Source organism: Flavobacterium sp. YO12, assembly GCF_004119495.1.
Classification (GTDB): Bacteria; Bacteroidota; Bacteroidia; order Flavobacteriales; family Flavobacteriaceae; genus Flavobacterium.
The window spans coordinates 74,746-88,675 of sequence record NZ_NRQU01000013.1 but is presented as its reverse complement, the minus strand read 5'-3'; the positions used below and the strand labels follow the sequence as shown (position 1 = coordinate 88,675).

The window sequence follows — 13,930 nt, the reverse complement described above, 5'->3', positions numbered from 1 at the left end:
AGTGTTTTTATTTTAAAATTAATTACTTTTTTTATTTAAAAATGCGCAAAAAGATTAACTCAACGTGTTCGACAGTTGAACACCTTTAATATGTATACTTTATTTAAGTTGTAGTTTAACAGTAGTCTTGGAAATAATTTTGCGTTCAAAAATTAAATTATGCTGAGAGAATACACAGAAGATGATATAATTGATATGAAAATACCAAATTGTATCGAACAATTTGAAAATGAAAAAGAGAAGCAGTTGACAGAATTAGTTATTGAAATTCTTGTTGAATCAATTTTAAGCCAATACCATGAAGAGAGTAATTAGATATCTACGATTTAGCGGGAATGCAGGAGAAGCTCTTAGATTGATAAAAGAGCTTCAGAAAAAATATAGAATACAGGATGTAAGTGTTACCGAGGGAATCACTTTTGATTATGAAGTTCCAGGAAATTTCTTTAGAACAGGACTACAGTTTTTATTTGCTGAGAAAGATAATATAAACAGAAGTATTAAAGTGCGCAAAGGATTATATACAGCCAAAGCAAAAAGGGGTGTTTTATTGGCAGTGTTGCTCCATTTGGCTATAGAAAAAGCGGAATAGGTAAAGAGATACATTTAGTGATTAATGAAATGAAATGTTGAGACTGTCTTTATATGTCATCAGAATTTTGGTTTAGATGCCTTGTTGCGATTGAACTAAAAATCTATTTGATTTTATTTAAGCTAGCTTAATTAAAATGCGCTTTAGCTTTCTGTGGAAGTTTTGGAGATAACTCCATTTAGTATTGTCTAAAGAATACGAGTTTGTTTTTAGTAAGATTATCTAATTAATTAGAGATTATGAAATTAAAATTTTATGAAGATATTAGAGTTTTCAAATGGCTTTAGTCTAATCAGAAAGCAATTGTGTTAGAAATTTACTAAGTATGAATAGAGCAGGATTCGAATTTAATCGTCTAAACCCTTGTCTATACTGCGTTAAAAAAAAAATCAACTTCTTGTGCCACGATGTTGTCACGAAAATAAAAACGTCAGTTTTTTATTTTTTTAAACGTGTAACGTGTTGTTTTTTTAGGTTTTTTGAATTTGTTTTTTGATTGTCTTAATTCATTTTGAATGATAAAACAGAAGCAATGTATTACTTGATAAAAATAACTGACTTTTTGATAATTATTAGCATTTTTAAGTAGCTTTTTTCAGCACAAAAAGTATTAGCTCCACTTATTTCATATATAAATTTGAAAAATCCCTTGAGAATTATCCTCAGTTTTGAAATGAAGCTATGCCAAAAAATAGAAATTGGCGGTCAATATCATTGATTTTTTAAATTTTTCATTGAGAACAGGAGAAATAAGATGCTGTTAATCTTTTTATTTAAAGAAGTTCTCAAAATCGAGAAAGCCTTAGTAATTTGTGCTTCAACAGTTTTAATAGAAACATCTAGATGTTCCGCAATTTCAATATTTGTCAAACCTTCTTTTTTACTTAAAATAAAAACTTCTTTACATTTTGGAGGTAAATTTTGAATTTCATTATTTACTGCATTTAATACCCTTTGAAAAGATTCAGAATCATCTTCTTGAACAACACCATTTAAGGCATCATAATACGATTTTTCTAATAAAAAAAGAGATTGATTTTTTCTATACAAATCAATGAATTCGTTGTAAACCAGTTTGTAAAGAAAACTCTTTATAGCATGGTCTGTTTTTAATCTTGTACGTTGTTCCCAAACTTTAATAAAAACATTTTGCACAATATCTTCGGCACTGTAAACATTTTTAACTAAGCTGTTTGCATATACGCACAGTTTATGATGATAGTTGTCGATTAAGTATGCATAAGCATGCTCATCTCCAGTTTTAAGAGACTCTACTAAGGTATAGTTGTCGTTGTAATCATCAATTTTCATGAAAACAAATATATAAATTAATAGGTTTTAGAGCTTAAATATGGAAGTATTTCATAAAAAAACGCTCTTTTTTAATTTTCTATTTGAAAATTATTACAAATAATAATTCTTTAAAAAAGCAAAGCCAGAATAATTACGTTTTTAAATTCTAGTAAATTAGTATGGTTTTGTAAAAGTATAAGCCATCAATAAAATGTAAAATTAAGCAAAATGAAAAAAACTTTATCAAATTGTTAGGGTTTTGTTTTTTGGTTTCGTAATAACATTAAAAAGAACTAAAATGTCAATAAAAAAGTCAGAGCGGTTAATTGTTAAATTTATCACAAACCAAGCGACTCAAGATGAAATTGAAGAGTTGACTGCATGGTTGACTGAGGAAAAAAATCAGCTTGTGTTTAAGGATTTTGTAAAAACAAATTATGCAATAGATAGCGCAGTGAATAATTTTGATTCTTCCGAAGTTAGAAAACAACTTACAGAAAGAATTCAAAAAGAGAATAATGTATTTTATAAAAGAAGATTTTCATCTTATTATAAATATGCCGCTATTTTGATAGTAGCCTTGGGCGGATTTTATTTATATAAAAATTCGAATGATTCATTACAGTCAAAACATAACGTTATAATCCCGAGAGAAGATCAAATAATATTACAGATTGGTAACGAATCATCACAAACTATTGATGTAAAAAGTACTCGAAATATAACCGATGCATCCGGAAAAATTATTGGTAAACAGGAAAAAGATAGATTGGTTTATACAAAAGCTTATTCTGAAGAAAAGATGGTTTACAACACATTGCAGATACCATATGGGAAAAAGTTTGAAGTGCAGTTATCTGATGGAACTATTATTCATTTAAATGCAGGAACATCATTACGATATCCAGTACAGTTTTCAAAAAATCAAAACCGTGAAGTTTATTTAACAGGCGAAGCTTACTTTGAAGTTGCAAAAGATAAAACCCATCCGTTTACAGTAAATACACAGGAAATAAATGTTGAGGTTTTAGGAACCAAGTTTAATGTAGATACGTATACTGAAAATATAAACACAGATATTGTTTTGGTTGAAGGTAAAGTTTCACTTTACAAAGATCAAAAAACAAACCAAAATCAAGTTTATTTAACGCCGGGAGAAAAAGGTACCAGTACAAAAGGAACCTATGCAATAACAAAGGAAAACGTAAATACAGATTATTATACCGCTTGGGTAAAAGGAAGTTTAGTGTTTAAAAACGCCTCGTTTGAAGAAATCATCAAAAAGCTAGAACGCCAGTATAACGTAACCTTTATTAATAAAAATAAAGTACTTGGAAAAGAAATTTTTAATGCAAGTTTTGATAATGAGCCTATTGAAGTAGTATTAAAATATTTTAGTGATAGTTATGCGATCGATTATTCGATAGACAGAGATAAAATTACAATCAAATAGAAATAACAATTAAACCAGTAACGCCTATGAAGTAAAAGTCTTAAAAGAAAGAGTCGTTATTTATAAAAAAACCGGAAAATGCGCCAACATTTCCCGGTAGAATAAATGCGATCAGTTAATTAACCAACCAACATTAAAAAACATTTTAAAAGTATGAAAAAACTCTTGAACACAATCAGGTTCGATAAGCCTTTTTTGAAATTTGATCTAAAAATGAAATTGACTACATTATTTTTATTAACCACCTTAACCGTTATGCAGGCGGGAGTAAGCTATTCGCAAAAAGCAAAAATGTCTTTTAATGCGAACAATATGACCGTTGCAAAGGTTATTGAAAAAATAGAATACACAACCAATTACAGATTCGTTTACAATGTTAGATCTGTAGATTTGAATAGAACTATTAATATTAATGAAAGTAATGTTTCTATAGAGAAATTATTAAACACAATTTTTGGAAACACTGGTACAGATTACAAAGTATCAGGAAACCATATTGTTTTAATGGCAAAAAAAGCTCAAGAAAAGGAACCGACAGTAAAAGCTGAAGTAGATTTTATTGTAAAAGGTAGAGTTACCGATGAAAAAGGTAATCCTTTAGTAGGTGCAGCTATTTCTGATAATGGTTCAGGAAGAGGTGTTCAAACAGATTTTAATGGTGAATATCAGATTATTGTCGTTAATAGCGAAAGTACTTTGGCATTTGCTTATTTAGGATATGTAAGACAAGAAATTAAAGTGGCAGGAAGAAGTGTTATCAATGTAATACTTAAAGAAGATACACTCGAATTAGGTGAAATTGTATTAACTACAGGTTATCAAAATATTGCTGCAGATCAAGCTACGGGATCTTTCTCGAATTTAAAAGCGAAAGATTTTAAAGAGCAGCGTTTAAGCAGTTTAGATAAAATATTAGAAGGACGTATTGTAGGATATCAGGATGGAAAAATACGCGGAACTACTACAATGAATGGTTTAACTACACCATTATACGTAATAGATGGCTTCCCGATTGAAAATACAAAATTTAACCAATATTTTAGCTTAGAAGAAAATTTACCAAACTTAAACTTAGAAGATATTGAAACCATCACAGTATTAAAAGATGCTGCGGCTTCTTCTATTTATGGTGCAAGAGCGGCAAATGGTGTAGTGGTAATTACTACTAAGAAAGCGAAGGCGGGGAAAACAAACATTTCATTTTCAAGTAACTTAACCGTTACTCCGTATAGAAATTATACAGGAAATTTAACAGATGCAGGTGATATTATTGGCCTAGAAAGAGGATGGGCTGCAGCCAACCCAAATTTACAAGGAGCTGGCGCTAGTTCATATTCACAATCATTATTGAACAATGCTGTATTTACAAGTTTAGGAATGCAGACTATATTAAATGGTTACGCAGGAAAAACTTCTTTAGCAGAAATGAACGGCCGTCTTGACGCTCTTGGGGCACAAGGATACAGATATTATGATGATATTGCGAAATATGCAAAACGAGATCAATACTTTATTCAGCATAACGTAAGTTTAGGAAAAGCAACAGATTCAAACTCATTTAATGCATCGCTGACTTACAAGGGAAATAAATTTGAAGATAAATATTCTGATAACCAGTCGGTTGGTTTGAATTTGAAAAACTCAACTCAGGTTAATAGTTGGTTGTCTATAGATTTAGGAACCTATATTAATTATGGAGAAAGTGATACACAAACATATAATCCGCTAGATCCAAAGTTTAAATATCAGATGTACAATCAATTAGTGAACAATGATGGATCTAATTTTGTTTCTACAGCGGTTTCGCGATACAATGATTTTACATTGCAATCTATGCAGACTTATGGTCTTTACAACATGGATATTACGCCAATGGATGAACTTGGACGAAATATAAATAAAACTAAGAATTTCTTAAATAGAACTTTTGCAAAATTTAATGTGAAGTTTAGCAATGCCTTTAATTACAATGCAATGTTCCAGTACGAGTATGGAGTAGATAGAGGCAGTTTATTAAAAAATAAAGAGTCATTTGAAGTTAGAAATAGGGTAAATGAATTAGTAACTATTGATAACAATAACCAAGCAGTTTTCAATTTGCCTTACGGTAATATCTTAAAAGAAACCAATCAATTTTCTAATGCTTACAACTTTCGTCAGCAATTAAATTTTGATCAAACTTTTAATAATATACACGATGTAACTGCCATTGCAGGTATGGAAATACGTCACTCAAAAGTAGAGTATGGAGATAACACACGTTACGGATGGGATGAGCAAACGTTGTCATACGCACCAGTAAATCAAGCAGATTTGCTTAAAGTGTATGGTTCTATTTTTGGAGGTTATATGGAGCTAAGAGATTTCTCTGCAAATCGTGAATTAGTAAATCGTTACGTTTCTTTTTATGGAACAGGAGGATATACATACGATAAAAAATACTCTTTAACAGGAAGTTTACGCTGGGATCGTTCTAATCTTTGGGGAACAGACAATAAGTATCAAAATAAACCAACTTGGTCTGCTGGAGCTGGCTGGAATATTGACAAAGAATCATTTTTTAAAGTTTCTTGGATCAATGCACTTAAACTTCGTGGTTCATATGGTATTGGAGGAAATGTGGCTAAAAATTCTGCACCTTATTTAACAGCTAGTTATTATGCGAACCCAAATGTAGGAGGAAATCAGGGATATGTTAATCAAAGACCAAATCCTGAATTATCTTGGGAAAAAACAACAACAACTAATATAGGTTTAGATTTTGGTTTCTTCAAAAATAGATTTAGCGGTACTTTTGATGTTTACAACAAAAAAGGTCAGGATTTATTAGCAAACAGTAATGGTATCCCAACAGAAGGATTTGGGTACTCTACTTATACAATAAACAATGGAGAAATGACCAATAAAGGAATTGAGGTGAGTTTAAGAGGTACAATTGTACAAACATCTTCTTTTTCTTGGGATGCTTCTGTTTTATATGCGTATAACAAAAATAAAGTTGACTTCGTAAAAGTAGAAGCGCCAGTATACTATCTACAGTTAGATTTCCCGTCTTCATATCCTAGAGTAGGGAATAATTATAATACTATTTACGGTTACAAATGGGCTGGTTTAAGTGATAAAGGTTTACCACAGGTTTATAATGCGGCAGGCGATAAAGTAATTTACAATCCAGCCGATTTAGATGCGATTAATGATTATGGCACAACAGTACCAACGCACAGCGGATCATTTCATACATCTGTAAACTATAAAAACTTCTCACTTTCGGCACTGTTTATCTACGAGTTAGGACATAAAATCAGAAACACCTTTTTGCCAATGTTACAGAACAATTATTCAGGAGCGTTAGGAAGTTATGTTACAGATATTACAACGGTAAACAAAGATATTGTAAATCGCTGGCAGAAACCTGGCGATGAAGCTTTTACCAATGTACCTCGTGCAGTGTATGAATATGAAGCAGATTTTACTTCAGATTCGCGTGATATTTACCGTTACGCAGATATTAATATACTTGACGCATCAAACATTAGATTAAGCAATGTTTCATTAGCCTATCAAATGCCTTCTGAAATTGTTAAAAGGGTAAAATTAGAAAGTGTTCGCTTTAATCTGAATGCAGAAAATGTTTTTACTGCAGCCAAAAGCAGAGATGCTAAGTTCCTTTTAAATGGCTTTCAATCTCCAAGTTTAGTTTTTGGTGTAAATATTAATTTCTAATTTAAAAAGATTACACGATGAAAAATATATATAAAAAGGCAGTATTAATAGCGGCATTAGGTTTCACTTTTGCATCTTGCGAAAGTTATCTTGACGATGCTCCAAAAGGATCTAAAATACCAACAACATTGGCTGACTATGAGGCTTTTATTCGCGATGAATACACAAACCAAAGCGTAAGTGTTGATCAAGCATTAAACTTGTTAAACGATAAATTCATAACAATAGCCACATTATCAGCAGAGCGATTGACAAAAGCGAATTATATGTGGGATGAAACTGCAGATCGTATTCAATTAAATCAAGCAGATGAAGGTACATATTATAGAAGTTATGCCGGAATTTCGACTTTTAATTTGATTATCTCAAATGTTTTAACAACAACTGAAGCGACCGAAGATCAAAAAAGAATAGTGTGGGCCGAAGCAAAAATTTTACGCGCCATGTCATACTATAACCTTGCAAACTTTTATGCAGATACTTATAATGCATCAACAGCAGGAACAAAACTATCAGTACCATTAATTACAAGTGCCGATATTAATGCACCGAGCAAGCAAGTAACTATTCAGGAAATGTATGATTTTATTTTAACTGATGTAAAAGACGCATTGCCATATTTGCCAAAAGTTTCTCAAACCGCTTTGCATCCTAATTTAGGAGCAGGTTATGCTTTTTATTCACGAGTTTATCTACAAATGAGTAATTATACAGAGGCCTTAAAATATGCAGATTTAGCACTTTCTCAAAACAATAAATTATACGATTGGAATGCATATTATACCAAAAATAAAGCGGTAATTGATCTTCCTAATTCATACATCGAGACACCCTCTCCAATGGGATATGATTATCCAGAGAATTATACTTTCCGTCATGGGTCTACAACTTTTTTATCTGTAGAGTATAGTATTCCGGTAGAACGCGCACAACGTTTTGAAGCTGGAGACGTACGCTTTAAATCGCGTTGGAAACTTAGAACAGTGGGTGAAGACACGTATTACAGAAGAACCTTGTCTGGGATGTTTAATTATGGAGGAATCACAACTGTCGAAGTCTACTTAATTAAAGCAGAATGTTTGGCACGTGCAGGGCAGATCAGCCAAGCGTTAGAAGTTTTGAACACCGTTCGTAAAACACGTATAGCGCCAGATTCTTATCAAGATATTGCAACTACAGATAAAGGAGCTGCGCTAAACGCTATTTTTAAAACTAAGAATAATGAACTTATTTTAACGCTTATTCCTTTTGCAGACGCTCGCCGTTTAAATGCAGAAGGTGTTTATAAAGTTAGTTTCACCAAAACAGCAGGCGGCACAACTTATAATTTATCATCAACGTCTCATTTATGGACAATGCCATTCCCGCAAGGAGCGACAAAGAATCCAGGAAACGGAACAATTACGCAAAACGTACCTAAATAATAACCTTAAAGCTTCCTGATTAGGAATTTCGAAAGGGAAGCTATTCTAAAAATATCAATCAAAAATGAAAACAATTAAATATAAAATATTAGGATTATGCATCTGCTTATTTATGATTTCAAATAGCAGTATAGCACAAAAGAAAAAAGCAGCACCAGCAGCAACATCTTATACTATTGAAGGAAATATTAGAGGACTTGCAGATGGAACAACAGTACAATTAGTTCCAGGAGCAACTCATTCTTCTGAATTACCTGTAGCAGAAACAACGCTTAAAGAAGGAAAATTTACGTTTACAGGTAAATTAAACGAACCGCGTTTTTTCTATATTATTTTTGGAAAAAGCAAAGGCAACATTCCTGTAATGGCTGAGAATGCTAAAATAAAAGTAACAGCTACAGGAAACGTTTCTAAAGAAGAAGGAGAATGGATTTCGTTTAAAGATGAAGTTGTTACAGGTTCTAAATCACATGATTATTACAAAAAAGAAATCGCTTTTAGAGCAGATTTAGAAAAAGATTATCAAGCGTATCATTTAGGTACTGAAGAAATTTCGAATGCTTATTCCAGTGCAAGAGTTGCAGGAAATAAAAAAGTAATGGATTCTATTGCGAATACTCCGCAATGGAAAAAATTTGAATCAGATGAGAAAGCATTTTTTGCAAAAGTAGAAAAATCAACAGGAGATCTTATCACAAAAAACAAAGCAACGTGGTGGGGGCCATTTTTCATGATGATACAATACAGTTATTTTACACCTGATCAAAAGCCAATTTATGAGCAGTTTTCTGCGGCAGCAAAGAAAAGTTACTACGGTCAAGTTGTCGATAAAGATTTAAATCCAAAATCATTAATTGGAACAAGTGTTGCGAATTTTGGATTAAAAGATAAAGACGGAAAAGCATACAACGTAAAAGAGATTGTTGCTGGAAAAAAATATATTTTAATTGATTTTTGGGCTTCTTGGTGTGCGCCTTGTCGTAAAGAAATTCCAAATCTAAAAACAGCCTATTCTGAATATTCGCAAAAAGGATTTGAAATTTTAAGTATTTCAATCGACAAAGATGAAAAAGCGTGGCAGAAAGCATTAGGACAGGAAAATATGCAATGGCACAACCTTTTAGATGATGATAAAGTAAGTAAAGCATTTAATGTAAAAACAATTCCTGCAACTTATTTAGTAGATGGTAAAGGCGTAATTATCGGCGACAATTTAAGAGGTACAGAATTGGAAGCAAAATTAAAAGAATTATTAAAATCTTAAAGTATTCATTAGTCTAAGATATCAATACGTTCTGTAAACTGAACACTGAGATTAAAAAAAAATAACACATATGAAAAGTACAATTATAAAATCGTCGTTTTTAGCTTTAACACTTTCCGCTGCAGTCATATCTTGCTCTAAAAAAGAAGGGTTTACAATCAACGGTACAATTGCAGGTTTAGATAAAGGAACAGTTTATCTTGAAAATACCGATGAGAAAGGGAATAAAAAAATAACAGATTCTACTGAAATAAAAGAGGGTAATTTTACTTTTACAGGTACAGTACCAGAACCTTTATTGTATACAGTAAAATTGAAAGGAGAAGAGTATGGTGCTTTTCTTTTATTAGACAATGAAACCATAAAAATTGAAGCTAAGAAAGATTCTATTTTTAAAGCGAAAATTACAGGAGCAGCTCAATACGATATTTATCAATCGTATTATAACAATGAATTCAAGAAAATCCAAGCCATTGCAGGGCCGCTTTACAAATTATCTGATTCTTTAACTCAAAATGGAAAAGTAAAATTAACGGCTGCACAGCAGACAATGATGGATAAAAAGTGGAAAGATCTTCAAACTTTTGCAGATGATTTAACAGATAAGTTTATCAGAAAAAACAAAGATAAGGTAGCTGCCGCTTTAGTAATTAATGATAGAATTGTATCTTATGGAACACCAGATCAGGTAAAAACATATTATGGCATTTTAGCTCCTGAAATACAGAAATCAGTTTACGGAAAACAATTAAAAGCAACAATAGATCTAAATGAAAAAACAGCAGTAGGATCAACAGCTCCAGAGTTTTCTCAAACGGATATTAACGGAAAAATTGTTAAACTATCAGATTACAAAGGAAAGTATGTTCTAGTAGATTTTTGGGCAAGCTGGTGCGGTCCATGCCGAAAAGAGAATCCAAATGTAGTTTTAGCTTATAAAACGTATCACGATAAAGGATTTGATGTTTTAGGCGTTTCTTTAGATGATAAAAAGAATCTTTGGCAAAAAGCTGTTGAAAGAGACGGACTAACTTGGACACACGTTTCAGACTTAAAAGGATGGCAGAATGAAGCTGCTATTTTGTACGGAGTAAAAATGGTGCCAACGAATTACTTAATTGGTCCTGACGGGAAAATCGTGGCTAAAAATCTTAGAGAAGCCGAATTACAATCTAAATTAAAAGAAATCTTTAGTAAATCTTAAAGACTAAAAAACTTTGTCAAAGTATTACACTTTGACAAAGTTTTCTCAAGTCAAAAATCTCAACAACAAAAAATGAAAAAATACATCTTTCTGGGCTATTGCTCACTTGCATTCTGCACCCTAATTTCAGCGCAGAGTAAATCGGTTAACTTCAAGAAAATTAAAGAATTAGGAGGTATAGAGGAATATTTATATCAGCCAAACGGTATGAATGTTCTTCTTTTACAAGACAATGCTTCACCAGTTGCAACCGTACAAATTGTCTATAGAGTAGGTTCTAAACATGAAGTTTTAGGAAACACCGGATCAACACATCTTTTAGAACATTTAATGTTTAAAGGAACTCCAAGTTTCAATATGAAAAATGGAAATACAATTACTGATGTTCTACAAAATACTGGAGCACAGTTAAATGCTACAACTTGGTACGATCGTACTAATTATTTCGAAACATTGCCAAGTGATAAAATCGAATTGGCGCTTCAAATTGAAGCTGACAGAATGCGTAATTCTTTATTGTTAAAAGAAGATAAAGAAGCCGAAATGACTGTTGTTCGTAACGAATTTGAACGTGGAGAAAACGATCCAAATAGTTTATTAGATAAAGAAATTTGGGCGGCAGCTTATATTGCACATCCCTATCATCATTCAACAATTGGATGGAAATCAGATATCGAAAACGCACCAATCGAAGTTTTAAGAAATTTCTATAATACCTATTACTGGCCGGATAACGCAACGTTAACCATTATTGGCGATTTCAAAAAAGAGAATGTTTTTGATTTAATTGAAAAGTATTTCGGAAAAATTACAAAAGCTCCAAAGGCAATGCCACAGCCTTATACCGAAGAACCGCAGCAATATGGAGCACGTAAGATTATAGTAAGAAAACCTGGAGAATTAGGCGTAGTAAACAAAGCTTATAAAATTCCAGGAGCTTTGCACGAAGACCTTCCAGCTTTAAATATTTTAGGAGAAATTATAGGTTCAGGTCCATCGGCTATATTAAATAAAACTTTCGTTGATACAGGTTTAGGAATTTATAGTTATTCAAGTGCAAGCAATTTTAAAGAAGTGGGTCTTTTTACAATTGGAGTTGGTTTTCCAGCAACATCTAAACACGAAGATATCGATGCAAAAATTCTCGAAGTAGTTACGAAAATACAAAAAGAAGGCGTAACACAAGATGAGGTAAACCGAGTGGTGGCAAAAATAAGCGCGCAGACAATTTTAGGGAGAGACGGTTCAGGTGTAATTGCATCAGAATTGAACGAGGCTATTGCTTCTGGCGATTGGACTGATTATGTAACAGGTGTTGACAGATTAAAAAAAGTAACTGCAGCAGATGTACTTCGCGTTGCACAAAAATATTTAGTTGAAGACCAAAGTACAACAGGTTATTTTATTCCGAAACAATCAGGATCTCAAAATCAAGATACTGTAAAAGCAAGTAACTTTATTCCTGAAAATGGACCTTTTTATTATAGACATTCAGAAGATGGACATATACACGAAGAATCAATAGCAACTATTTCATCAGAACAAAAAAATACAACGGAAATTGCTTTTGATGATACAAGAATTGAAAAAACAGCCTCTGCTTACAAAAGAGAAAAAGTATCTGGAATTGATGTGATTTCAGTAAAAACATCTGCTAAAGATTTTGTAACCGTTGCAGCGAGTATTTCTTTAGGAAATTATGCAAATGAAGGTAAAAATAATGCGATTCCGTCTTTGACAGCATCTATGTTATCAAAAGGGACTACGCTTAACGACAAGTTTAAGTTCTCAGAAAAACTGCAAAAATTAGGTGTAAACTTAAATGTAAATGCTTCAACTTTCAAAATCAATATTGATTTTAAATGCTTGAAAAAAGATTTGGATCAGGTGATTACTCTATTGGCAGAAGAACTTAGAAATCCTTTGTTTGATGCTAAAGAATTTGAAAACTTAAAACAACAGTTTATAGGAAACGCACAGCAAGGTTTAAATGATCCAGGCGAAAGAGGTGGAATTGCCTTATTGCAGGCTATTTATCCAAAAGCAAATCCAAATTACAGCTTAAGTGTTGAAGATGATATTGCGAATATTAAAAATGCAACCTTGAATGACGTAAAAGCTTTTCATAAAAAATATTTTGGACCAGCTTCAATGCATCTAGTAATTGTAGGCGATACAGAAGGAGCAAATTTAAATACCTCTTTAAAAAAATCATTCAAAAACTGGAATGGAGGCGTAGTAGAAAATATGAAATTTGAAGAAGCGATAAAGGCTGGTTCAAAAACAGAAGTTGTATCTATTCCTGAAAAACCAAGCGCCGAATTGTTCATCGGACAATACACAGGTTTAAAAAGAACCGACGCAGATTATATTCCGTTTTATATTGCCAATTATACACTAGGTGCTGGTTTTGCAGGACGTTTAATGCAGACAGTTCGTGATATTGACGGCTTGACATATGATATTAGTTCTAAAATAGCAGGTAATATTACAACAGGCGGTTACTGGTTTGTAAATGCTTCTTTTAATCCTGAATTGTTTCAAAAAGGTTTGGATGCAACTAAAGTTCAAGTTGATAAATGGGTAAAGAACGGAATTACCGCAAAGGAATTAGAAAACAAGAAAACCAATTTAATTGGAAGTTTTAAAGTAGGAATGTCTACCACAAACGGAATGGCAAGAACTATTTTAGGTTTTGCAGAAAGAGGGCTAGAGCCAAATTATATTGAGCAATATCCAAAAGATATTGAAAAAGTAACCTTACAGCAAGTAAACGATGCCGTTAAAAAATACATTCAATTAGACAAAATGATCATCATCAAATCAGGTTCACTTGATAAAGATGGCAATCCGTTGAAGTAGTTTTAAGTATTCCGTTTACAGTTTGAAAACCAACTTTGTCAAAGTTTTAAACTTTGACAAAGTTCTACCGTGACTGAATTTTAAACCAAAAATCTAAATAATTTATTTTAATAGA

9 protein-coding genes are annotated in these 13,930 nt (G+C 32.1%); 8 read left to right on the top strand and 1 reads right to left on the bottom strand.

All coding sequences use genetic code 11. The features are described from left to right. The first annotated feature begins 159 nt into the window (after nucleotides 1-159). Both BOW55_RS20775 and BOW55_RS06350 read left to right on the top strand, forming a co-directional pair. Nucleotides 160-315, top strand: coding sequence for a hypothetical protein (locus BOW55_RS20775; RefSeq protein WP_164975007.1), 156 nt, complete (start codon nucleotides 160-162; stop codon nucleotides 313-315). Then, nucleotides 299-592 carry a hypothetical protein gene (locus tag BOW55_RS06350; protein ID WP_129023453.1) on the top strand — a complete coding sequence of 98 codons (294 nt, stop codon included), beginning with the start codon at nucleotides 299-301 and terminating at the stop codon, nucleotides 590-592. The genes BOW55_RS20775 and BOW55_RS06350 overlap by 17 nt, the downstream gene beginning before the upstream one ends. Nucleotides 593-1,303: 711 nt before the next feature. On the opposite strand, the gene BOW55_RS06345 is transcribed toward BOW55_RS06350, so the two are convergent. Continuing rightward, entirely contained in the window at nucleotides 1,304-1,903 is a 600-nt protein-coding gene (locus tag BOW55_RS06345; protein ID WP_129023452.1) for an RNA polymerase sigma factor, read from the bottom strand. Nucleotides 1,904-2,183: 280 nt separating this feature from the next. Between BOW55_RS06345 and BOW55_RS06340 the strand changes: the two genes are divergently transcribed. The 6 genes from BOW55_RS06340 (at nucleotide 2,184) to BOW55_RS06315 (ending at nucleotide 13,815) form a co-directional block, all read left to right on the top strand. Then, on the top strand, nucleotides 2,184-3,338 hold the full coding sequence (locus BOW55_RS06340) for a FecR family protein (protein WP_129023451.1): 1,155 nt from the start codon (nucleotides 2,184-2,186) through the stop codon (nucleotides 3,336-3,338). 213 nt (nucleotides 3,339-3,551) lie between these two features. After that, entirely contained in the window at nucleotides 3,552-7,061 is a 3,510-nt protein-coding gene (locus BOW55_RS06335) for a SusC/RagA family TonB-linked outer membrane protein (protein ID WP_241686496.1), read from the top strand. A gap of 17 nt (nucleotides 7,062-7,078) precedes the next feature. After that, the gene (locus tag BOW55_RS06330; RefSeq protein ID WP_129023449.1) at nucleotides 7,079-8,485 is read left to right on the top strand and encodes a RagB/SusD family nutrient uptake outer membrane protein; all 1,407 of its coding nucleotides are present in this window, start codon (nucleotides 7,079-7,081) and stop codon (nucleotides 8,483-8,485) included. Between the two features lie 64 nt (nucleotides 8,486-8,549). Then, nucleotides 8,550-9,749 carry a TlpA disulfide reductase family protein gene (locus tag BOW55_RS06325; protein ID WP_129023448.1) on the top strand — a complete coding sequence of 400 codons (1,200 nt, stop codon included), beginning with the start codon at nucleotides 8,550-8,552 and terminating at the stop codon, nucleotides 9,747-9,749. A gap of 70 nt (nucleotides 9,750-9,819) precedes the next feature. Continuing rightward, nucleotides 9,820-10,953, top strand: a complete 1,134-nt coding sequence (locus tag BOW55_RS06320) for a TlpA disulfide reductase family protein (RefSeq protein ID WP_129023447.1) — start codon at nucleotides 9,820-9,822, stop codon at nucleotides 10,951-10,953. Nucleotides 10,954-11,025: 72 nt separating this feature from the next. Beyond that, nucleotides 11,026-13,815, top strand: coding sequence for a pitrilysin family protein (locus tag BOW55_RS06315; RefSeq protein WP_129023446.1), 2,790 nt, complete (start codon nucleotides 11,026-11,028; stop codon nucleotides 13,813-13,815). Nucleotides 13,816-13,930: the final 115 nt, after the last annotated feature.